The sequence below is a fragment of the Terricaulis silvestris genome (assembly GCF_009792355.1).
In the GTDB taxonomy this organism is placed as follows: Bacteria; Pseudomonadota; Alphaproteobacteria; order Caulobacterales; family Aquidulcibacteraceae; genus Vitreimonas; species Vitreimonas silvestris.
In genome coordinates, this window is sequence record NZ_CP047045.1 from 589,972 (window position 1) to 612,676 (window position 22,705).

Consider the following 22,705-nt stretch of genomic DNA (forward strand, 5'->3'; position numbering starts at 1 on the left):
TCAATGAGGATACTCACCGTCCCATGAGAAGAACGATCGTAGATACGGACCTCAACGATTATCTCTATTTCGCGGAGGCTGTTGCGCATGGCGGTTTCGCCGCCGCGAGCCGCGCGCTCGGCGTGCCAAAATCGAAATTGAGCCGGCGTATCGCGGGTCTTGAAGCGAGGCTCGGTGTCCGCCTAATTGAGCGGTCCACGCGCAAATTTCGGGTGACCGAACTCGGCTGCGACTTCTATCAACGTTGCCGGACTATTCGCGAACTGGCCGAGGACGCGGAAGCTGTGCTGGCCGCGACGCGAACGGATCCGCATGGTGAGCTTTGCCTTAGCTGTCCGACGGGTCTCCTGGAGATCGTCGTGCCGACGTTGCCACAATTCTTGATCCAGTTTCCGAAGGTAAGGTTGAAGATGTTGGCGACAGATCGCCAGGTGGATCTGATCGAGGAGGGAGTTGATGTCGCGATCCGCGTTCGCGCCAATCTGGACGACAGCGCAGCCCTTACGATGCGAAAGCTCGGCATTTCGCGAAAGATACTAGTCGCCGATCGACAACTCGCCGCAACGCTCGATAGCGACATCGCCAAGCTCGAAGGGGCATGCACACTCGCGACCAGCGAAGAGCCTAGCGAAAGCGAGTGGACGTTGATTGGCAAACACGGCGCCGTGGTCAAGATCAGGCACGAACCGCGCATGCGGTGCTCGGATTTCTCCGCGGTGCGGGAGGCGGCCACGCGGGGTTTAGGTATTGCGCTGCTACCGGACCATTCGTGTCGAGACTATCTTGAGCAAGGCAAGCTCGTGCGCGTGTATCCCGAATGGCGTGGTCCAGACGGCTTCGTACATCTCGTCTTCACCACCCGACGCGGGTTGCCGATCGCGTCGCGGGCCCTGATCGATCATCTTGTCTCGGCATTTCGTCCCGAACTCTTGTCGCCATCGATTGAGTCGGATGTCCCGCGAGCGCGCAGAACGCAATAGTGTACGGTTGCTACCCTGTCCCTTTCGAGAACTCCTGCTTACAGCTTGCGACCATCTCGACGATGAATCCGTACTGGTCGCCAACGCAAACCCGAGGACTCAGTTGCGATTGAGCCCCATCTCTCGGCTCTGCAGTTTGATTTTCCAGCGTGACTCCATCGACAGAATGTCGTCGAGGCTTGCTGCTGTTCCGGCCGTTTCCAGAATCGAAATGCGATAATCACTCGGATCGCGGTTCTTTAAGCCCACGTTGCCGCCGTGACCTGAGCGCGCATATTCGAGCCAACGACCCAGAAAGCCATCGGCGCCGTAGGCGGATCCGACGTAGTGCTCATTCGTGCGTGAGCATGAGAGCAAATAGACGCCGCAATGCGAGGCGAGTTTGCTCGCCCACGCAGGCGGAAGCGCTTCGACTTGGCTCAGAGAGCACATGAACTCCAACAACCCCGGAAACACCGGCTCCTCACCCGTGCGCCTGAGTTCGATCACCGATTTGTCTTGAGCCTTGGCTTGCTGCACCCATTGGCGCAGCCCGTCGCCCCAATCGATGTAGAGTAGACCCGCAAAGGCCTTCAGCGCCTCAAGCCGCTCAAGCGGAAAAACATTGTCGATGCCGGCGGCAACGACGTTTCCCGAAAGCGGCGAGGTCCAATCCGTGACGCCTGAAACGGGTGCGCTCGCCCGGTAAAGGCCAACGAACAGCGTATCGCCTGCGGGCGTCCCCACGAAACTCGCCCACAGCGGGCGATTGAAGCGAACGCGACCGGTGCGGCGTTGACGGCTTTGGTAATCCTCGAAAGCCGTGAGATTTGTGCGCCAGAGATCATAGATGGAGCGTCCCGGCCGCGTGCGCGCATCCTGGTGACGAAGCAGCAGCGTCTGTTTGGGATCAACGCCCGCGTCGCGCAGCAGCACATTGAACGTCAGCATGGCTGGCACGCCAATGGCGCGCTGCGCGCATAGGTCTTTTCGCGTTGTAGACGATCAGTCACATGCATAAGCGGCAGCAACGCTCCGCAACGACCGCCAGTCAAGCCGAATGTTACTCATAGTCTGTAGCCTGATAGGCGACATTGGCGCGCTTTCCCGGCCATGGACGTGCGCCGTCGCCTGGCACGAAATCTGGTTCGCTTGCGGCACGATCGTGGCCTCTCGCAAGAGGAGCTGGCTGCCGAAAGCGAGCTTCATCGCACTTACATATCCGGGCTCGAAACTGGCGGACGCAACCCCACCGTCCTTGTGCTGGAGCGACTGGCCAAAGCGCTCAAGACGACGCCGAGCAAGCTGTTGGAATAGACGACGGGAGCATCGCGCGCGCTTGGCTCGGCCTCGCGCTTGAATTCAGCAGCTTCCAGTGGTCAGGAGTTTGGTCGCTGCCGAAATTTTCCAATAAGAGCGATGCATGAGTAAGTGGAAACAGCATTTTGGGAATTGGCAATCGGGGCAGGGCGTGGCCCGGAGCGGACTTTCAGGTGCGGTTCGAGATTAGCGCGAAAGCGTCGTCATCGACGTTTTCTTAAGGAGCCATTTCGCGTCCGGCGGGTGACGCCACCACCGACATCGGCGCGTCGAACTCATAGACCAATCCTGCTGCGTCGAATGCGATCTTTGGCTTGGCCTCAAAGTCCTTGGCGACGGCTTTTTCCAATACGGTTCGTCCAAACCCGACCCGATCCTGTGAGACGAGCGGTGGTCCATTGCGTTCTTGCCAGCGAAACACAAATCGCGCCGCGCTACCGACCCCGTCCACGTGCCATTGGACGGAGACGCCGAGACAGAAAGCGCGCCTGCGAGAGTTCCAGCAGGCGTAAGCGGCTAGGTCTCAGCGGCGGTCGGACGCTGAGCCTACTATCGCGTCGCCGGTGCGCAGGGCGAGTGCGATGATTGTAAGACCGGTGTTTAGCGCGCCAGCCGAAGGTAGGACCGATGCATCGGCGACGTACAATCCTTGGACGCCGTGGACAGCGCCAGCCGGATCGACGACGGAGGTCCTCTCGTCGCGCCCCATCACAGCGCCGCCGGTCTCATGCCAGAACGCCACGGATCCCGGCGCGCGGATCACCGGATAACCCGCTCTCTGAAATGCCTGCTCGGTGAGTGTGCGGAGTTTCGCGTAAGTTTTTGCCTGGTGGCGCGGCGTGGTGTAGGCGGCGATCCTATCGCCGTCGAACGCCCAGCCCGTGCCTTCGTCCGGCGTGGCCTCAGTCATGTGGACGACGGTTAGGCTGTGCTCTGCGATTGCCTTGACGATCGGCTGCTTCAGCTTGTGTGTCATCCGCCACATCGGCACTTGGCCTGAGACCTGCGCGACACCCAGAGGGTAGGGCCAGCCTGGCGCGCCTTCGTACCAGAGGTTGATAGCGAACGTCTTGGTATGGCGGGGGCCGAGGCGCTTCAGACTGATCAGGGGAAATAGCGTGCCTGCCGAATGCCCTCCCACCCGCAAACCGAGCTGACGGGTATTGTTGCCAATCCCTTCGCGATGCTGGTCAGTCCGCGAGCGCCGCAGCAGGAGCGCCGAATTCGGCGTTCCGGCCGCCACAATGACTGCGTCGGCCAGCACCCGATGCTGCTGTCCATTGCGTGTCAGCAGAACACCCTCAGCGCGTTTGCCGTCGGAGGTCAGCAGAATGCGCTGGCATTCGGTCAAGGTCATCAGCTCGACGAGGCCGGTTGCCATCGCTGGTCGCAAGGCGGCGGTCTCGGCATCCATTTTTGCATCGCGCCGGCAGATGTGCGCATCGCATGCAGCGCACATCACGCAAGCTCCATTTGGGCCCAGATCGAGGCCGCGGGGAATCGGGGCGGAAGAAATGCCCTTGGCGCTTAGGTTTGCGATTACCTTTGCAACAGCCGGATCATGCGAAAGCGGCGGATGCGGATAAGGCGCAGCGCGGCGCGGCTCGCTGGGGTCGCCATCGGAGGATCCATGCACACGATAGAGCGCCTCGCCCTCGGCATAGTAGGGTTCGAGGACGTCATAGCCGAACGGCCACGCTGGCGAGACGCCGTTCTCGAGTTGCCTTTCGTGAAAGTCGCTTTCTCGATTCCGATAGAGGGCCGCTCCGTAAAATTTTGTTCGGCCGCCGACATATGAAATGTCGTCTGCAGGGGCGAGCAGATCATAGAGATAGTCGTTGTCGTGCGTGCCTGGCTTTGGGCGAAACCAGTCGCCGCGTTCGACTACCAGCACCCGCCGTCCCGCCCGTGCGAGGCGCAAGGCCAGGGTCGATCCACCAAGGCCGCTGCCCACGATCACCGCATCGTAAGAGCTTGCGGGCTTTTCGACACTGGTCCCGACATGCATGCCCACCAGCTACCCCCCACCCACGGCGCGACGAAGCCCACGGCGGACCATTGCGCATACAGTTGCGCAATGGTCCGCCGGAAAGTGGGCGCGGGTTTTAGAGCTCATGTATAGCGACGATTTCTGAAGACCGAGAGTATCCCCAACGCTAGGCCAAATCCGCGCGCGATGTGTGTCGCGGAATCAATGAGCGCTGGACTTCTAGGCAGCACAGCGGCCGGAATGATAAAAACGCCATAAGCCCGATGAATTGCGGCCTTGGCCGTAACGATCTGGGTATCTCGGCTTCTGGCGAGAAGACCACATCTTTCGGACGCGTAAAAAGAACGGCGGGCCGCGCGCGGCTGGTCGCAAGAGGATTTGGCCGCGGCGTCGGGACTTGATCGGACCTACATTTCCGGCAATGAGCGGAAAGTCCGCAATCCGACGATCGAAATCGTTGAACGGTTGGCCAAGGCGCTGAAGACGACCGCCAGCGCATTGTTGGAGTAACGCGCCGGGCGTCTACGCCTCAAAACATCCCCACGGTCGTTCCAGATTGCGCGACGTTGCCGACCTGACGCACACGATAGCGCGTGTCATCGCAGGCATGATCTTCAGCGTTCTTATTTGGCCGATCTAAATCGCTGTCGTCGCGCGCCATGGTCGGCACCGTGCGCAGGAAGCCGTCCTTGCAAAGCTCCGTGACGAACAAGCCTGGAAATTCACGCGGGCGGCCATCCTTGTTGGGATGGGCTTGCTTCATCATCTTGCGCATCATTTCGCACCCGCCCACGACCGAACCGTCGCGCTTGTCGGCGGGGATCCATTGGACGCCAGGGTAGGTGTTATCTCCGATGCGCACCGGCCGACTCATGTCTTGGGCGATGGAAACGCCATTCTCAAAGTTGAAGATGGCGCTATCGGCTGGGCCCATGCGCACGACGTCATAAATATTCCAGTCCAGTTCACGCTCGACGATGCCGCGGGCAATGTCGACCGCGAGCATGCGCTTGCCCTGGTTGGGCTGGCCGGTCCAACCATACCATTCCTGCATGCGGAAGAGATCGCCCTTCACGGTGGAGCGCCATTTGCCGTTGATCTTCGCATCCGAGCCATCGGACTCGGCCCACCAGGCGACGCTAAAAGGCGCTGACGAACCCCAGTCGAACGAACGATTGATGCGCCACGATTTCGGCGGCTGAAACGCCGGCACAATGTTGTGGCGCCGATCCCAAACGTCATCGAACAGCCCGCCGGCGACCACATCCCAATCGCCATCGCGGCGTCGGCGACGGTCGAGGCGATCAAGGCGAGCGTTGACAGCAAGCTTGCCATCTGGGGACTGCAACTCAAGGAGCATGGACCGCAAACTCTTGCTGACATCGTGATGCCCGAGTCCTATGACGCAGCGACACTTACGGTCGATGGCGAAGCCATTGAGATTGTGGACGCGAACGGCATGCCCAACCGCCGTTACCTGTGGTCGCCGACTTTGCGGGCGGTCTTTGGCGGCGTGCTGATCTTCTCGGGAGTCCACGTTTGGACCGCTGACACAAAGGGCGCAGAACAACGCGCCGCGTGGCGCTCCAATCTCGACGCGATCGCGGCCCGGGCGCCCGACGTCGTCGTGCCGGGCCACATGGCCACTACTGCGAAGCCCGACGCCTCCGCAATCGCACACACAAAGGCGTGGCTCGCGGCCTTCGAGCAAGAACTACCGAAAGCAAAAGACGCTGCAGCCCTGATCGATGCAATCAAGGCGCGCTATCCCGATGCCGATATGGGGATCGCCATCGATATCGGGGCAAAGGTCGCGAAGGGCGAAATGGCCTGGGGTAAACCGTAGGCGTCAAAACCAGCTCAACACCGAAACGAACGAAGAAGTCGCACTGGCGAGCCTGCACCGTGAAACTGAACATGCGATGAGGCGGCCCACGGTTGCTTCCGGCGATGTCGCCGGAGGAGGAAATTGTCGAACGTCTGTTTTGCGACGTATCTGAGCCGACGACTGCTGTTGGGATCAAGCGGCAGGGAAGGCCGCTTCGATCCATTCGTAAGAACGGCGGATCGGCCAGGATTGGCTTGAAGCTGACACTGAGTGTATTTGAAGCGCACCGGGAGGGCGCTTCAAGCCGAGCGTTCGTTGAAGACCCTCTGGCGATTGTCGCAAGTGCCAGATACCGTCCGCCTTGGCGCGGCTAAATCATGCATCTCACGTTGGGCGATCGCGCGACCACTTCGTTTGGGGACATCGGACGACGTTATGGTGGACGTATTCATCTCTTATCGCCGGACGCAGCGGGCCAAGGTGGAGCCGATCAAGCAGAGACTTGAGGCGTTAGGTCTCGAAGTATTCTTCGATATTCAGAGCATCGACGGCGGTGCCGACTTTTCCAATACGATCAACGACAACCTCCGCGGCTCAAAGGTTGTCCTCGCTTGCTGGTCCGGGCTCTATTTTGAGCGTCGTCCTCCACCCGATTGGTGCAAATCCGAGTGCGACTTCGGGCTCAAAGAGGACAAGTTGATTCCAGTAGTCATTGAGCCCTTCGACGTTGCAGCGCAGCCAGTAGAATTTCACCGAACGCATTACTTCGACCTCAGCGATTGGGCAGGCGAGCAAGAACACGAGGGATGGCGGCGAACGCTGCGAGAACTGTCGCGCCGTCTTGATCGTGAGCTTCTTCACCAAGTGAAGAATGATCCGCAAGACGCGGCGTTTTTTCTCGATCGAGGCAATGCTCACCTTGAACAAGAGGAATACGAAGCGGCCGTTGCAGACTACACTGAAGCCGTCCGGCTCAATCCGGATGATGAATGGGCATCCTATAATCGCGGGCGCGCCCATGCTGGCATGGAGGACCATGCTCGCGCCATCGAGGATTTCAACGACGCCATACGGATCAATCCTGATGCTGAGTGGACGCTGTACAATCGCGGGCTCTCTCATTTGAGCTTAGAGAACTATGCTCGCGCCATTGATGACCTCAACGAGTGTGTACGGCTCAACCCAGAAATCGCCGAGGAGGCAGAGACCGCATTAGTGGCGGCTTTTCTCGGCAGCGGTGATGCCCATCTCGAGCAAAGGGAGTACGAAGCCGCCGTTGCGGACTACACAGAAGCAATTCGGCTCAGTCCGCACGACGAATGGGCGTTCTACGATCGCGGGCGTGCCTATGCCGGCTTGGAGGATTTTGCGCGCGCCATAGCGGAATTCAACGAGGCCACTCGGCTCAAACCGGAAATGGCGACATGGGTCGACGCGGAGATTGCGACGGCTTTAATTGGTCGCGGCGACGCTTATCGTGAGCAAGAAGAATATGCAGCAGCCGTTGCGGACTACAGCGAGGCCATCCGGCTCAGTCCCGACGAGGCGTGGGCCTTCATCGGTCGCGGTGACTCTCGTCTTGAGCAAGAGCAGTATGCGTCCGCCATTGCGGACTACACTGAAGCCATCCGGCTCTGTCCCGACGAGGAGTGGGCCTTCATCGGCCGCGGCGACGCTTATCTTGAGCAAGAAGAATATGCAGCAGCCGTTGCGGACTACAGCGAGGCCATCCGGCTCAGTCCCGACGAGGCGTGGGCCTTCATCGGTCGCGGCAAGGCTTATCTTGAGCAAGGGGATTACCGTCCCGCCAAATCAGACTTTGAAGCGGCGGCGCGACACAGTCCGTCAGTGGCGTTGGAGTTTAAGGAGGAGTTCGAGAGGGCCTTCATGGGAGCAGCGGCCCGGATGAGCGTCCCAATGACGAAAAGTTCGACGTAGACTTGACGATGTTATGTGTCGGCGAGTTTTCGCCTGTCATCGCAAGCTGGGCCAACGTCCGCTTTCCGGCAGCAGGTTGTCGTTCGGCGCGAACGTCGGCTTCTGTGATTGAACGGCTGCCGCGATTTCTCTCGGTGAGGGGCCACTGAACTGGTCATCAGCTTTTGCAGTGCGTCGCGTCGCGTCGCGTCGGCGTCGAAGCGTGCCACCGTAACAGGCGAACCTCTACCTGAACTGCATTGCCCGGCCGCGGCATGTGCGTGATCACATTGAACGCTCGGTCCTTCATCAACAACGACTGCAGCTCGGGCCAGCCGCCAGGTATCCATGGGATCGGCGGCATGGGCGTCGCTTGCGCCTCGATCCGACACCAGACCTCGTCTCGCCCCAACGCGTCCCATCGGAGAGTAACGTATGAACCCCAATCCCCCTGCGTGACTTTGAAAGGGATGGGCTTGCCGTTGTCTTCCGCCCTCACCGTCGTAGTGAAGATGACCTTGTCGTTGAACGTGTAGGTGCGATCGCGCCAATTTCCGTCACGCTTCTCCTCCGTCAGCGCCTTCGTCCACGCGGACACGGCATCCCAAACTGCGATTACGGCAACACCGATCAACGGTGCAGCCAGCACCACGGTCCAATCCGCTCCGGTCATATTCGCGCTCACTGCGGCGGTGACGCACGCGATGACAATTCCCCGAAGGATCAACCTCGGGAAATCTTGCCAGAAAAGCGTCCAAGCGCGCTCACGGCGTGCCCGGAATTTGATCCGCCAAAGTGGTTGCTCAGTGCCGCTTACGCCCGCCATGCCAACGCACATAGCACAACGCAGCGGCGGAGGTGCGGACGCTCAGGCTTTGCTCTTCAGCGGCTTCCGTACCGGCGGCACGCGACATCACGACTCGCGACTATGAGTCGGCGAATTTCGGACGTCGGACGTCCGCTAAGCGGCAGAGTAGGGCGCATGTCCGCTTATGGGATTTAGCTGACACGGCGTCAGCATGGTTTCTCAAACCTCTCCCATCACCGCCGGAATTGAGCGGGTCTCAGAGCGTAGCGCTGCAGTTTGTCGTAGAGCGTCTTCCTGGGTATGCGCATTTCGTCGAGCACGGCTGCGATGTCGCCGTGGTGGCGCTTCAGAGCATCACGCAGGAGTTCGGCTTCAAACCGCTGCAACCGTTCTGGTAGGGCAAGGGCGTCGTCGCCGTTCGATTGGGCGTCGCGCTCAAGACCCAGCGCCACGCGCTCTGCGTAGTGCGCAAGCTCTCGGATATTGCCGGGCCAACTCTCTTCGAGGAGTTTCCGGCGAATGCCGTCATTGATCGTCAAAGCCTCGGCCCCGTGGCGCTGAGCGGCCTGACGCAGGAAATGCGCGAACAGAAGCGGAATGTCCTCGCGCCGCTCCCGCAAGGGCGGCACCCTCAGGCGGACAACGTTAAGTCGGTAATAGAGATCTTCGCGAAAGACGCCCGCTTTGACAGCTTCAGCGAGATCGACCTTCGAAGAGGCCATGATGCGAAGATCAAGCACGCGCGGCTCGCGCGCCCCGATCGGCTGGATCTCGCGTTCTTCGAGAACACGCAGGATTTTGACTTGCGCGTTCATCGGCATGCTCTCGACTTCGTCGAGAAAGAGCGAGCCATTGTGCGCGCGTTCGATGAAGCCGATGTGATGGCGATGGGCGCCGGCAAACGCGCCGGCTTCGTGACCGAACAATTCGCTTTCGATCATGGTTTCCGGAAGCGCCCCGCAATTCACGGCGATGAAGGGCGACAGACGCCGCCGCCCGGTATTGTGCAGCGCGCGCGCCACGGCTTCTTTCCCGACGCCAGTTTCGCCTTCGATCAAGACATCCATGCGGGCGGGCGCGATCTGGGCGATGGTGGCGCGGAGCGCGGTAATGGCGCGCGATGAGCCGACCAACGGCAATTCGTGCGCGCCTTCAGCGGCGATGGCGACAAGCTGTCGGTTTTCGAGCACGAGGCCGCGTTTTTCCAGCGCGCGATGGAGGGTCTCGAACAGACGTTCGAACGGAAATGGCTTGGCTACGAAATCGTAGGCGCCTTCGCGCATGGCGGCGACGGCGTCTGCGATGTCGCCATGGCCCGTGATCATGATCACCGGTAATGTGGGATCGAGTTGCTGTAGGCGCATCAAAATTTGGCGCCCATCAATGCCCGGCATGCGCAAATCCGTCACGATGACGCCAGCGAAATCGCCGCCGATCGCCTTCAAGGCCGTTTCGCCGGAAGCGAAGGCGATGGTTTCGAAGCCCTCGAGGTCGAGGCGTTCGACAAGCGCTGCGCGATAGTCGGCATCATCTTCGATCAGGATGACCGTATTGGGTTTCTCGAAACCGATCATGGCACATTCAGCACGACGGCGAACGTGGCGCCGTTTTCGGAGGGCAGGAGGTCGAGCTCACCGCCGAACGAGGCGACGATGTCGCGGCAAATGACGAGCCCGAGGCCGAGGCCCGCGGGGCGCGTCGTCGTGAACGGTGTGAACAGGCGTTCGCGGATTGAGGGCGAAACGCCTGGCCCATTATCTCTCACCAGCAGTGTGATGCGATCCTCGGCGCGGAACGCCGTGAGCCGGATCAGCGGCGCGTCGGCGTCTTGAACGGCGTCATGAGCGTTCTGGACAAGGTTGACGATGACCTGTTCAAGGCGGAAGCGATCGGCGACCACGATCATGTCGCGGGAGACCTCGCGTTCGACACTGACGCTGCCGTCGCGCAAACGGCCCTGCAACAGCAGGAGGGCGCCGTCGATGGCGTCATTTAAACCGACCGGACCGAGGCTTGCTTCACTCTTTCGAGCAAACTGACGCAGCTCTTGCGTGATGGCGCCGATCCGCTGCGTGAGGCTCTCGATGCGCGCAATGCTTGCTTTGGCGTCTTCTGGTTGTCGGCGTTCGAGATAAGCATGCGCTGTTTCGGCGTGGGTTTGAATCGCTGCGACAGGTTGGTTGATCTCGTGTGCAACGCCAGCGGCGATCTGGCCGAGTGTCGCGAGCTTGCTCGATTGCACGAGTTCATCGCGAAGCAGCTCGCGCGCGGCCTCGGCGCGCTCGCGCTCTTCGATCTGACGATTGAGCGCCAAGTTGCTGTCACGCAATTCGTGGGTGCGCTCATCGATGCGGCGTTCGAGTTCGAGACGGGCGTCTTCCTCGGCGCGCGCCCGGTTGGCTGCTTGCTGATGGCGTCGCAGCAGGATGCCGGCGATGCCCGCGATGATCGTGACGATGAGCACCGCCATCACGCGCGCCGCCGCAACGCCATTGTCGATCGCCGCGCCTGCGGGCGTGAGGAGATGGAGTGTCCATCCAGGCGCGGCGGTGCCGGTCTGGGTATGCATCCATTGTTGCGCCGGACCTTCGACGGCGACGGTGACGAGTTGGGGCGCGTTGCGTTGCGGCGGCGCGAACGGCAGCGGCTGCAGTGCTTCGGCGCCGAGGGTTTGGTCGGTCAGCGTGAGGCGGCGGCGTGCTTCGTTGAGCGGCGCCGTCGTGCGGAAGCGCCAATCGGGTACACTGGTGACAAGGACGACACCGCCTGGATCGACGACGTAAGCGCGCTCGTCGCCTTCGCGCCATTCGGCCTCGAGCGTATCGAACTCGACCTTGACGACGACAACGCCGAGCGGACGACCGCCCGCGCTGTCGACGCGCCGCGCGAGATAGAGTCCGGGCCTTCCGCTCACCGTGCCGAGCGCGAAGAATTCCGCAGCGCCCGTGCGCATGGCGTTCTGGAAATAGGGGCGAAAGCTGTAATTGGCGCCGACGAAGCTGGTGGGGAGGCGCCAGTTGCTTGCAGCGCGCGTAAGGCCGTCGGCATCGAGTACATAGATGACTGCAGCGCGTGTCCCGGCGGCCAGTCCCTCAAGCTTGTCGTTCAACTGAGCGACAAGCGCGTGGGAAGGGGCGACGAGCAGATGCGCGACGTCTGGATCGTCGACCAGCACGACCGGCAGCGATTGATGCTTCTCCAGTTCGCTGCGCAACACCGCTGCGTGTAGCGCTGCGGCCGTCTCTGCTTTGCGCGCTAGGTCGGACTCGAGATCGCGGCGCACGGCTTCGCCGACCGCCCAGCCGGCGAGCAACGTGGCGGCGATCCCGCACGCCAACAGGATCGCCCAAACGCGGCGTTCGGGCGTCAGTCGAGCCGGCATGAAGCGCGAGAGATCCATGCGAGGAGTGTGCGACATTCCGCCCGAACCGCATAGTGGCATGAGCGAAAATCCGCACAAACTCTCCGCCTGCGGACCGACAGAACCGACATAATCATTGTTAAATCAACTATCTAACTGCAGCCGGAGAGAGTGCTTCCGGGTGCGATCAAGGTGCCCTTACCTTGGTCTCATAAGAGCACGGAAAACCGCGCCCGAGGAAACGCGAGCGTCCGAAAAGGACGCGATGGGGAGGGAAGAGTGGGCGCCACTTTGTCCAAAGCTGAGCCTGCGGCGAAGCGCTCGAGCAACGGGCATCTCTACCTGCAGGTGTTGCTAGCGATCGCGATTGGCGGCGCCATCGGCCATTACTGGCCGAGCGTTGGCGAGAGCCTGAAGCCCTTGGGCGACGGCTTCATCAAACTCGTCAAGATGGTCATCGCGCCGGTGATTTTTTTGACGATCGTCACGGGCATCGCGGGGATGCGCGATCTCGCCCGCGTCGGACGCGTCGCCGGCAAGGCCTTCCTCTATTTCCTCGTCTTCTCGACGCTGGCGCTGATCGTCGGCCTCGTCGTCGCCAATGTGGTCCAGCCTGGCAACGGGCTCCACATCGATCCGGCGACCCTCGATCCCGGCGCGGTCGCGCAATACGCCGAGGCCGCGCACGAAACCACGATCGTCGGTTTTCTGCTCGGCGTCATTCCCGACACGCTGTTCGGCGCCTTCACCAGCGGCAGCATCCTCCAGGTGCTCCTGGTCTCGGTGCTGTTCGGCAGCGCGCTCGCGCTGATCGGCGATCGGGGCAAGCCGCTAGTGGATTTGCTCGAAACCGTATCGCAGGCGATGTTCAAGCTTGTCGCAATCGTGATGCGCTTTGCGCCGATTGGGGCGCTCGGCGCCTTCGCCTTCACCATCGGCGCCTTCGGGCTCGGCGCGGTCGTCAATCTCGCCGCGCTGATTGGAACGTTCTACCTCACGTCCTTCATCTTCGTGATCGGCGTGTTGGGCATCGTCGCCGCGGTGATGGGCTTCAACATCTTCAAGCTCATTAATTATCTGCGCGCTGAGCTCCTGCTCGTTCTGGGCACCTCAAGTTCGGAAGCGGCGCTCCCCAGCCTGCTCGACAAGCTCGAACGCGCGGGCGCCTCGAAATCCGTCGTCGGTCTGGTGGCGCCAACGGGCTACTCCTTCAATCTCGACGGCACCAACATCTACATGACAATGGCCACGCTCTTTATCGCGCAGGCGCTCGACATCCATCTGTCGCTCGAAGAACAAATCCTGCTGCTCCTCGTCGCCATGCTGAGCTCGAAGGGCGCGGCCGGCATCACCGGATCGGGCTTCATCACGCTCGCGGCGACGCTCGCCGTCGTGCCGAGCGTGCCGGTCGCCGGCATGGCGCTCATTCTGGGCATCGATCGCTTCATGAGCGAATGCCGCGCACTGACGAACTTCATCGGCAACGCCGTCGCCACACTTGTGGTCGCGCGCTGGGAGAATGCGCTCGATCGCGACGCGTTGCGCCTTGCGTTGAACGGCGCCCCAAGGCCGCTCGCCGCGGCGGCGGATCCGGAGCGCGGGCCGGGCGACGACCTCGTGCTTGCAGACGATTGAACAAGAAAAGACGTAAGGGGAGGATACTATGAGCCGGACAAAGACGCCGCTTCTGATCACAACGGCCACCGCGCTCTTTGCGGCGGGCGCGAGCCTCGCGGCTGCGCAGGAGCCGCCGGCTCAGGCGCCGACTACGGCGGAGGCGGACACTGAAGACCCCATCGTGGTCGTCGGCACGCGCATTCAAGGCGCGAGAACGACCGACGCGCTGCCGGTCGTGGTCTTGAGCGAAGATCGGATTGCAGCAACGGGCGCGACCAGCGGCGACGATCTGTTGCGTTCAATCCCGCAAATGGGCGATGTGCTGTTCGAGGCGGCCAATAATCCGCAAACCTCCAATTCCGCACGCGGCGATGTGAACTCGGTCAACCTTCGCTCGCTGGGCGTCGGCAATACGCTGGTGCTTTTGAACGGCCGGCGCATGGTCCAGCACCCGACGAGCCAAGGCACGTCCGACACCGGCACTGTGCCGGTGCAAAGCTTCAACTCCAACGCCATCCCGGTGTCTGGTCTCGATCGCGTCGAAGTGCTGCTCGATGGCGCGGCAGCGCTCTACGGGTCGGACGCCGTTGCGGGCGTCGTCAACACGGTGCTGCGCAACGACTTCGACGGTTTGGGAGCGAGTGCGCGGTATGGTGGCGCCGAAGGGACGGAGCTTCGCGAGTTCGACGCCGACATCTACGCAGGCCACACCTTCGGCAACGGCTCGATCTCGTTCTTTCTAAACTATTCCGATCGCACCGAACTCAACGCCGCCGACCAGGATTTCACGGCGAGCGACGACATGCGCCCCTTCTTTTCGCAATATCCGGGATACGAAACGTCGAACGTTCCCGATGGTCGCTCGTCGAACGCGCCCTGGGCGCAGCTCGCGGTGCCAGCCACGACCACGGCTTTGCGCCCACGTTCGAACGGCGTTGTCGTGACAACTGCGGCCGGCGCCTTTCACGTGCAACCGGAGAGCTTCGGTTGCGTTGGCGCCGATCTGGGTGACCTCTGCCTCGTGAGCGGCACCGTCGCATTCAGCGGCGTTAATCGCGAGATGCGCTACGACACGCGCCACGAAACGACCGTGCGTCCAGCAGTCGAGCGCTTCAACATGTACTTGACCGGTGAGTTCGAACTCACGCCCGATCTCACCTTCTTCAGCGAGATCGGCTATTACGAAGCCGAAAGCCGCGCGATGCAGCCGCCCGTGGTGAATCTGAACGCGATCTGGATTCCGGCCAGCAATTACTGGAATCCGTTCGGGCCGATCACCTTCACAGACGGGTCGGCAAACCCAAATCGCTTGCCCAATTTGACCAACGTGCCGGCGGCAGGCTTGCCGGTCCGATTGACCAATTATCGCTTCGTCGACACCGGCTTCCAGGAGGTCGTCGTCCACAACTACCAATCTCGCTTGCTGGCCGGTCTGCGCGGTGAAGTCGGCGGCTTCGACTGGGAATCTGCGCTTTTGTATGCCGAGGCCGAGGCCGAAGACACCTCGCCCAACATCAACATGACTGCGCTCCAGGCTCAGCTCGCACTGTCGACGCCGGACGCCTACAACCCGTTCAGCGGTGGTTGCGTCGCAACGACGAGTTTCGGCGATTGTTCGCCTTCGTCGCAAGCTGCCATCGACGCGATCAGCTTCGACCTTCGACGCGTTTCGCGCTCGAGTCTGGCAATGGCCGACCTCCGCTTCTCAAGGAACGATTTATTCAGCCTGCCGGGCGGCAATATCGGCGTAGCGATCGGCGGCGAAATTCGCGAGGAACGGCAAAGTGACGACCGCGATGCCAATCTCGACGGCACTAACACCTTCGTCGACATGGTGACCGGCGAGACCAATCTAAGCAACGTCGCCGCCGTCAGCCCCAATCCGGATACGAAGGGCAGCCGAACCATCACGGCCGCCTATGTTGAATTTGCAGTACCGATCGTTTCGCCGGACATGAACATCCCGTTGGTCCATGCGCTCGATCTGCAGATCGCTGGACGCGTCGAGGACTATTCGGACTTCGGGTCAGTCGCCAAACCGAAGTTCGCGCTGGCGTGGGACGTGTTCGACGGCCTTCGCTTCCGCGGCTCTTACTCCGAGGGCTTCCGCGCGCCGAATCTGGAACAGGTCAACGCCACACAATACTCGCGCCTCGCGACCGGCACGGATTTCTATCGCTGCGAAGCCGATCTGCGCGCCGGTCGTATCGCGACGATGACCGCGTGCACGCGAAGCGGCAACAGCTCACTCCTGATCGCCGGCAACCCCGATCTCGATCCGGAAGAGAGCACCAACCAATCGTATGGCATCGTCTTCCAGCCGCGCTTCATCCCTGAAGGGCTCGGCGATTTTACCTTCACGATCGACCGTTGGAAGATCGAGCAGGAAGATATCGTCGGTCTCTTGGGAGCGCCGACCGCGCTCGCGCTCGACTATCTCAACCGCGTCGAGGGCGGATCGAATCCCAATGTCGTGCGCGAAGCGCCGGACGCCGACGATGTCGCCATATTCGCTGGCACGGGTCTCGATCCGGTCGGCGAAGTTGTGTCGATCAGCGACCGCTTCATCAATCTGCTGCCGCAGACGGTGGAAGGGATCGATTTTGGCTTCAACTGGGACTTGCGGCGCACCCCGTTGGGCAGCTTCAGCGTCGAACTGAATGCATCGCAACTGATCGAGTTCTCGCGCGAGCCTGGGGCGATCGTCGATGGCCTCTACGCCGCTCGCGATGCGGGCACGATCGATGCATTGACGCCCTTGCCGGATTCCAGAGAACTCATCGCGCAAAATGGACGCCCTGAGTGGCGCGCGTTTGGCGCCTTGACCTGGCGAACCGGTCCTTGGCGCGTCGGCCTTTCCGCGAACTATGTAAGCGAGATCGAGCAGCCCGCGCTGTTGAGTTCAACCGGCGAACCATGGGTCGTCGATGAACAGCTCATATACAATGCGTACGGGCAGTACGAGTTCGACAACGTCGCGTTGGGCTCTGACGCGCGCGTGCGACTGGGTGTTCGGGATTTGACCGATGAAGGCCCGCCGTTGGCGGATGGCGGTTACCTCGGTGCGGTGCACCGTCCCTATGGCCGCTATTGGTATTTCGACGTAAGCACGAAGTTCTAGCTGAGTGTGAGCGACTTGGAGCGAGGGCGGATGACGCGTTGGTGGCTGACGGCGCTACTGATTGCGATGTTCGCCCTCGTCAATCTCGCGCCACCTGCTGGCGCGGAGATTGGCGAAGGACCGAACGCAGCGACTTGTCCTCGATTTCTGCCGCGGGGCGCGCGGTGCTGGTCAGGCCGATCCGAGTTAGGCGGCTATTATTGGATCGCCACGCCGGCCGATTGGAATGGCGTCCTTGTGGTCCACGCCCATGGCGGGCCGCGTTCGGGGCAGCCGGCGCCCGACGATCCGCTGGAGGATATGGAGCGCTTTTCCAGCACGGTGCGTGAGGGCTTCGCCTGGGCAGGCTCGACCTATCGGCGCGGCGGCTATGGCGTGCGCATGGCGGCGGAGGACACGGACGATCTTCGCCGCATCTTCTGGGAGCGGTTCGGCCGTCCGCAACGCACGCTGCTGCACGGCCAGTCCTGGGGCGGCAACGTGGCGGCGAAAGCCGCCGAACTCTATGCACGCGATGCCGAGGGCGACACAGTCTGGGACGGCGTCATCATCACCAGCGGCGTGCTGGCCGGCGGCACGCGCGCCTATGAATTCCGCGCCGATTTGCGTGCGGTTTATCAGTATTACTGCCGCAACCACCCGCGCGCGGACGAACCGCAGTATCCGCTATGGCGCGGTTTGCCTGACGGCTCGACGATGACGCGCGACGACCTTGCGGCGCGCGTGCGGGAATGCGCTGGCGTCGGCGCGCGCTCGCGGACCGCGATGCAGCGACGAAATCTTGCAGATATCCTCGCGGTCACCGGCGTCACGGAGGACGAGCTTGTGCCGCATCTGGCATGGGCGACTTTTGTGTTTCGGGACATGATTGGACGGCGCTTGGACGGGCGCAATCCGTTCGACAATAGCCAGGTCCATTATGCAGGCGCTCACGACGACGAAGCTCTCAATCGTGGCGTTGAGCGGTTCACGGCTGACCCCGAAGCTTTGGCGCAGCTTGGCTACGACGCCGATCTCTCCGGGCTCATCGCTGTTCCGACGATCACCATTCACGCCAAATTCGATCCCACAGCGTTTGTGTCTCACGAAGCCGCCTATCGTGACGCGGTCGCGCGTGCGGGCCGTTCGCATCTGTTGCTGCAGATGTTCACCAACGAACGCGAACACTCGCGATTGAGCAGCGCGGAATATGTGAGCGGTCTGACCGCGCTCATGCGCTGGCTCGACCAAGGCCAACGCCCGACGCAAGTGGAAGTAGCGGAACTCTGCGCAAGCGCCGCGCGGCGCCACCGGGTGCGCTGCTACTTCGATCTCGGCTTCACGCCGCCCGCCTTACGACGATAGCTCCGCTTGCGGCGATGAAGTTGGCGTCAGGCGCGCTGAATGCGGCGGACAGTCAAAACATTGATAAGTAGTCGCGAGAGCCGAGCGGCCGGGACCCGCCGCCATCGGTAAGCATCAGAAAAATGGAGAGAAATAGAGAAATGGCCATCGGCCATCGCGTGGAGCCTCGCAATCAGGAGGTCCGTTATCGCGCATGCAGTTGCGGTATAATAAAACAGTGATAAATAACTTTCCTGGGCGCGAACCCATAAAAACAGGCCGCATCGGGGAGGGAATATGTCGGGGAAATCCGCATTGCTCGTAGCGAGCGCGGTCTGCGCGGCCACGGCCACGGCCTTGGCCGTCGTGGCGACGCCAGCCGCCGCCCAAGAAACCGAAGCGAATGGAACGACGATTGACTCGGGCGAAGTGATCGTCACCGCCCAGCGGCGCGAGGAACGCCTGCAGGATGTGCCGATTTCGGTGACAGCGCTCAGCGCGGCGCAGCTTGAATCGCGCGGTGTAACGAGCACGAGCGATCTCACCACGGTGGCCCCGGGCCTGACGATGAGCGAAACGTCGAGTTTCGTGCAGCCCTTCATTCGCGGCGTGGGGTCTTTGACGACCAGCGTCGGCGATCAAGGCAGCGTCGCTACGTACGTCGACGGCGTCTACATGCCGCTCGTGCAAACGGGTTTGTACGATCTGGCCAATGTCGCCAGCGTGGAAGTGCTCAAGGGGCCGCAAGGCACGCTGTTCGGCCGCAATACAAGCGGCGGCGCGATCCTCATTACAACGCGGCGTCCTGAGGACGAGTTCAGCGGACACTTCGACGCCAGCTATGGTAACTACGACGACGCGAATTTGCGCGGCTACGTCACCGGGCCAATCGCCAATGGCGTGTCAGCCTCGCTCGCGGGCTCCTACGGTTCGCACGAAGGTTGGATCGACGATCGCTTTTATGACCGCACCGTCGGCGAGGCCGAGCGCTACAGCGCACGGGCCACAGTGCTGATCGAACCCAACGATCGGCTTTCGGTGACGTTGAACGCTCACTATCTCTACGCTGACGACGCTAATGGTGTTCTCAACAGTCCAGTCGGCGGCTATGCGGGGTTCACGCCCGGAGATCTTTTACCGGACGGGCCTTATCAATTCGTCGGCGATCTCACGCCCACGCAGACGAGCCGTCAGGCTGGCGGTTCGGTGCGTGTCGCTTACCACTTCGATGCTGTTGACCTGATTTCGCTGACTGCGGCTCAGGACTTGAAGACGGTAGTGGTATTCGACAATGATTCGACGCCCGATCAAATTATCGAGTTGCGGGATACAGAAACGGGCGATCTCTTCAGCCAGGAATTCCAGCTCCAATCGAACGGCAGCGGGCAGTTCCGCTGGATGGTCGGCGCATTCTACTACAATCAGGATTCGCACTACGCGCCCCTGGATGTCTTTATCGCGCCGGCGACGGCACTGCACATCACCGCCGATCACGGCGATGAGGCCCATGCGATATTTGCCGACGGCACCTACACGATGGGTCCGTTCGAATTGACGGCGGGCCTGCGTTACAATCACGAGACCAAGGACGTCACCGCGATCCTCAACGGTTTCACAATCATCGACGGCGCCACGGAAACCTGGGAATCTGTCACGCCGCGCGTGGTTTTGGCCTACAAGCCAACCGACGGGCTGATGTTCTATGCGAGCTATTCGCAAGGCTTCAAGAGCGGCGCCTACAATGTCAGCGGTCTCTCGCCCGTTCCCGTGGATCCGGAAGAAGTCGACGCGTACGAACTCGGCGTGAAGTGGCGCGTGAGCCCAGATCTAACCATCGACGCTGCGGCGTATTTCTACCAAACCTCGAACCTGCAAGTGCAAGCGATCGACCCGATCACTGGTCTCCAGCTGCTCGACAACGCGGCTGAAAGCGAATCTTCCGGGTTCGATGTCGACGTGAGCTGGCGCCCGACGGACGCGCTCCACATCCAATTCGGCGCATCCTATCTCAACGCCGAATACACAAGCTTTCCCAACGCGTCTGTATATGAGCCGGCAGGCGGCCCGGGAGACGGCTTCACGCTCGTCTCGCGCGATGTCACCGGCAATCAGCTCGTGCGCTCGCCAGATTGGACTTTAAGCCTCGCCGCCGAATACGACATTGCGCTGGCGAGCGGCGGACGCATCACGCCGTCGATCAACATTTTCAATACGGCGTCGTTCTATTGGGATTTCAACAACCGCGCGCGATCGGAAGCCTACACAATGGTCAACGCGCAGGTGGCTTGGCATCTGCCCGGCGACCAAGTCTCGCTCTCCCTTTGGGGACGCAACCTGACGGATGAAGAGATCTATCGCTCAAACCTCACCACATCGATCGCCGAACAGGTCGTGTGGGCCGAGCCCTTAACCTACGGGGTTCGACTGGGTTACGATTTCTAGCCATGCGAAAGGAAGCGAGCACGATGGACGACAAAACGGCACACCGTGACCTGGATCATCACAGTGCCGAGTTCGCGCGCGATCATCGCGAAATCTATCGCGATGCACGCGCGCGCTGTCCGGTTTTGCACAGCGACGCGCATGGCGGCTTCCACGTGCTGACCCGTTTTGCCGATGTACGCGCGGCGCTGCGCAACAGCGCGGCGCTGTCGGCTGGGCGTTTCCGCGACGAAGAGGGGAATCTGCAGGGCGGCGTTGCCATTCCACCCAACGGCATGCGGATCGGCATCATCGAGATGGATCCCCCTGAAGGAACGGCGCTGCGCGCGCTGCTTCGGCCTTGGTTCAGCAGGTCCGCCGTGGAGGCCCGCACCGACCGGATTGCCGAGCTGGCGCGATGGGTGATCGATGGTGTCATTGCGCACGGCCGTTGTGATGCGGTCACCGACATCGCGATGCCGATGCCGTTGTTGTTGGTCATGGATATCTTGGGGCTGCCGCTTGATCGCGCGCTGAACTATGGGTCGGCCGTGCTCGAAGCCGTTGCCAAGAAGCCGGGCTCGCTGAAAGGCATGCACTGGCTGGTCGCCGACCTGAACGACACCATTGAGCGCGGCGGCTATCATGGGGCGGGTTTGGTCGCCGCCTTGTTGCGCGCGGAAATTGATGGCGAGCGGCTCCCTCGCGACCTTGTCGTTGAACTTGTTATGATGCTGCTGTTCGGTGGTGGTGACACGACCATCTCCGCGATCTGCAGCTTGATGCTCCATCTCAGCCGCAATCCCGCCGATCGCGCAGGGCTCATCGAAGATGAATCGCTGTTGCCACGCGCCATCGAGGAGATCCTACGTCTGCATTCTCCCAGCACCGGCGTCGCGCGCACGGTGGTGGAGCCTGTCGAAATTGCCGGCGTAGCGTTCTCGCCGGGCGATCGCGTCATCTGCGCCGTCAATTCCGCGAACCTCGATGAGGCGACCTTCAAGGATGCGGACCGTTTCGATCTCAACCGCCCGTCAAATCCGCATCTCTCGTTCGGAAGCGGACTGCACGCGTGCCTCGGGCAAAACCTCGCCCGCGCCGACATCCGCGTGCTGATGACGGAAATCCTCCGGCGGATGCCTGATTTCGAAATCGATCTCGACGCGGTAGAGCCCTACGGGAGCATTCCCATGGTGTACGGATTCAACGCGATGCCGATGCGGTTTTCGTCTGGCAAGCCAAGCGCACCGACGCGGCCCGCCGAGCCCGTGCTCACCACGCCCCGATTCGTTCCGGCGGACTAGTCGCGCTTCAACGCCGTTAGTCAGCGAAGGCTAAGTTTTACCGCGCGCGTGGCGCTTGGCGCGCGCTGGCCCTGCAGGATTCTCGATCGGGGCGGGGGGCACAACGGGAGCGTTCTGGCCCTCCGTCGCGTCGTATTCCTTGATCAACGCCTCGACGGCCGCTTGCGCCACGATCTCGAAGCTCCGCGACGTGGAGAAGGCGCGGTTTTCCCCGACATGGAATAGGAAGGAGTGTTGCTGCTTCCAGTCGTCCTGCTGATCAGTCTCCACCGCCGACTGGTAGCTGGCAAAGCCCAGCGCGACGGCTTCGAGGCTTTCCAGCAGCGGCATGATCACTCTCGGCGGAACGCCCTGGATGGCCATCAGACCTGCCGCTTCGTTGTGCTCACCCATGCCGATCCGTAAGGGGTGGCGCCGGGTTAGGATCGGAATCAGATTGGGATGCTTGCGAAGGGCGCTCCAATACTCGACGGCGGTGTTCGTGAGCCACTCGCGCCAATCCTTGTGCGTCGTTTTCGGCGCACGAATGCCATCCAAGGCAAGTTCGCACGCGCCGATCAGGATCGCGTCCTTGTCCTCGAAGTGGTGATAGAGCGAAAAGCCGCTCACGTTCAGCTCGTCGCCGAGCCGGCGGATGCTCAAGGCCTCCAGCCCTTCCTCGTCGATGATCCGCAGTGCCGCTTCGAGCGTCTTGCGCCGGTTGAACAGGGGTTTCTTGGGCCGTCCCATGTGTGTT

Annotated in this window: 17 protein-coding genes and 1 pseudogene; 10 read left to right on the forward strand and 8 right to left on the reverse strand. The window is 61.6% G+C overall.

The annotated features are described in order from the left end of the window. The first annotated feature begins 23 nt into the window (after positions 1-23). Complete coding sequence (locus DSM104635_RS02720; protein ID WP_187448165.1) at positions 24-980, forward strand: LysR family transcriptional regulator; 957 nt, start codon at positions 24-26, stop codon at positions 978-980. Positions 981-1,079: 99 nt separating this feature from the next. Here the strand turns inward: DSM104635_RS02720 and DSM104635_RS02725 are convergent, their stop codons facing one another. Then, a complete protein-coding gene (locus tag DSM104635_RS02725) occupies positions 1,080-1,910 on the reverse strand; it encodes a GIY-YIG nuclease family protein (protein ID WP_158764726.1) in 831 nt (276 codons plus the stop codon). A gap of 162 nt (positions 1,911-2,072) precedes the next feature. Here DSM104635_RS02725 and DSM104635_RS02730 point away from each other — a divergent pair, with 162 nt between their 5' ends. Continuing rightward, positions 2,073-2,276: a helix-turn-helix domain-containing protein gene (locus tag DSM104635_RS02730; RefSeq protein ID WP_158764727.1), complete on the forward strand. Its 204-nt coding sequence runs from the start codon at positions 2,073-2,075 to the stop codon at positions 2,274-2,276. 220 nt (positions 2,277-2,496) lie between these two features. Here the strand turns inward: DSM104635_RS02730 and DSM104635_RS19990 are convergent, their stop codons facing one another. Together DSM104635_RS19990 and DSM104635_RS02740 are read right to left on the reverse strand one after the other, a co-directional pair. Next, positions 2,497-2,628: a hypothetical protein gene (locus DSM104635_RS19990; RefSeq protein WP_267129074.1), complete on the reverse strand. Its 132-nt coding sequence runs from the start codon at positions 2,626-2,628 to the stop codon at positions 2,497-2,499. Positions 2,629-2,802: 174 nt separating this feature from the next. Further along, entirely contained in the window at positions 2,803-4,287 is a 1,485-nt protein-coding gene (locus DSM104635_RS02740; RefSeq protein WP_158764729.1) for a GMC oxidoreductase, read from the reverse strand. Positions 4,288-4,620: 333 nt separating this feature from the next. Between DSM104635_RS02740 and DSM104635_RS02745 the strand changes: the two are divergent. Beyond that, positions 4,621-4,779: pseudogene (locus DSM104635_RS02745) on the forward strand (helix-turn-helix domain-containing protein); the annotation flags it as partial. 19 nt (positions 4,780-4,798) lie between these two features. Here DSM104635_RS02745 and DSM104635_RS02750 read toward each other — a convergent pair. Continuing rightward, positions 4,799-5,533: a terminase large subunit domain-containing protein gene (locus DSM104635_RS02750; protein ID WP_158764731.1), complete on the reverse strand. Its 735-nt coding sequence runs from the start codon at positions 5,531-5,533 to the stop codon at positions 4,799-4,801. Between DSM104635_RS02750 and DSM104635_RS02755 the strand changes: the two genes are divergently transcribed. Both DSM104635_RS02755 and DSM104635_RS02760 read left to right on the forward strand, forming a co-directional pair. Continuing rightward, positions 5,489-6,115, forward strand: a complete 627-nt coding sequence (locus DSM104635_RS02755; RefSeq protein ID WP_158764732.1) for an MBL fold metallo-hydrolase — start codon at positions 5,489-5,491, stop codon at positions 6,113-6,115. The genes DSM104635_RS02750 and DSM104635_RS02755 overlap by 45 nt on opposite strands. Before the next feature lie 417 nt (positions 6,116-6,532). Further along, positions 6,533-8,035 carry a tetratricopeptide repeat protein gene (locus tag DSM104635_RS02760; protein ID WP_158764733.1) on the forward strand — a complete coding sequence of 501 codons (1,503 nt, stop codon included), beginning with the start codon at positions 6,533-6,535 and terminating at the stop codon, positions 8,033-8,035. 157 nt (positions 8,036-8,192) lie between these two features. On the opposite strand, the gene DSM104635_RS02765 is transcribed toward DSM104635_RS02760, so the two are convergent. The 3 genes from DSM104635_RS02765 to DSM104635_RS02775 all read right to left on the reverse strand — a co-directional run bounded on the left by DSM104635_RS02765 (position 8,193) and on the right by DSM104635_RS02775 (position 12,240). Continuing rightward, positions 8,193-8,687 carry a hypothetical protein gene (locus tag DSM104635_RS02765; RefSeq protein WP_158764734.1) on the reverse strand — a complete coding sequence of 165 codons (495 nt, stop codon included), beginning with the start codon at positions 8,685-8,687 and terminating at the stop codon, positions 8,193-8,195. A gap of 368 nt (positions 8,688-9,055) precedes the next feature. Further along, entirely contained in the window at positions 9,056-10,396 is a 1,341-nt protein-coding gene (locus DSM104635_RS02770) for a sigma-54-dependent transcriptional regulator (protein WP_158764735.1), read from the reverse strand. Further along, positions 10,393-12,240, reverse strand: coding sequence for a sensor histidine kinase (locus DSM104635_RS02775; RefSeq protein WP_228445813.1), 1,848 nt, complete (start codon positions 12,238-12,240; stop codon positions 10,393-10,395). The genes DSM104635_RS02770 and DSM104635_RS02775 overlap by 4 nt, the downstream gene beginning before the upstream one ends. Positions 12,241-12,462: 222 nt before the next feature. Between DSM104635_RS02775 and DSM104635_RS02780 the strand changes: the two genes are divergently transcribed. The 5 genes from DSM104635_RS02780 to DSM104635_RS02800 all read left to right on the forward strand — a co-directional run bounded on the left by DSM104635_RS02780 (position 12,463) and on the right by DSM104635_RS02800 (position 21,969). Further along, a complete protein-coding gene (locus tag DSM104635_RS02780; protein WP_158764736.1) occupies positions 12,463-13,818 on the forward strand; it encodes a dicarboxylate/amino acid:cation symporter in 1,356 nt (451 codons plus the stop codon). A 28-nt stretch (positions 13,819-13,846) separates the two neighbouring features. Beyond that, positions 13,847-16,921 (forward strand): TonB-dependent receptor domain-containing protein, encoded by a 3,075-nt coding sequence (locus DSM104635_RS02785; RefSeq protein ID WP_158764737.1) that lies wholly within the window; start codon positions 13,847-13,849, stop codon positions 16,919-16,921. Between the two features lie 30 nt (positions 16,922-16,951). After that, the gene (locus tag DSM104635_RS02790) at positions 16,952-18,265 is read left to right on the forward strand and encodes a hypothetical protein (protein ID WP_158764738.1); all 1,314 of its coding nucleotides are present in this window, start codon (positions 16,952-16,954) and stop codon (positions 18,263-18,265) included. A 276-nt stretch (positions 18,266-18,541) separates the two neighbouring features. Then, positions 18,542-20,686: a TonB-dependent receptor gene (locus DSM104635_RS02795; protein WP_158764739.1), complete on the forward strand. Its 2,145-nt coding sequence runs from the start codon at positions 18,542-18,544 to the stop codon at positions 20,684-20,686. Positions 20,687-20,709: 23 nt separating this feature from the next. Further along, the gene (locus tag DSM104635_RS02800; RefSeq protein ID WP_158764740.1) at positions 20,710-21,969 is read left to right on the forward strand and encodes a cytochrome P450; all 1,260 of its coding nucleotides are present in this window, start codon (positions 20,710-20,712) and stop codon (positions 21,967-21,969) included. A gap of 30 nt (positions 21,970-21,999) precedes the next feature. Here DSM104635_RS02800 and DSM104635_RS02805 read toward each other — a convergent pair whose 3' ends face one another. Beyond that, complete coding sequence (locus DSM104635_RS02805) at positions 22,000-22,698, reverse strand: TetR/AcrR family transcriptional regulator (protein WP_158764741.1); 699 nt, start codon at positions 22,696-22,698, stop codon at positions 22,000-22,002. Positions 22,699-22,705: the final 7 nt, after the last annotated feature.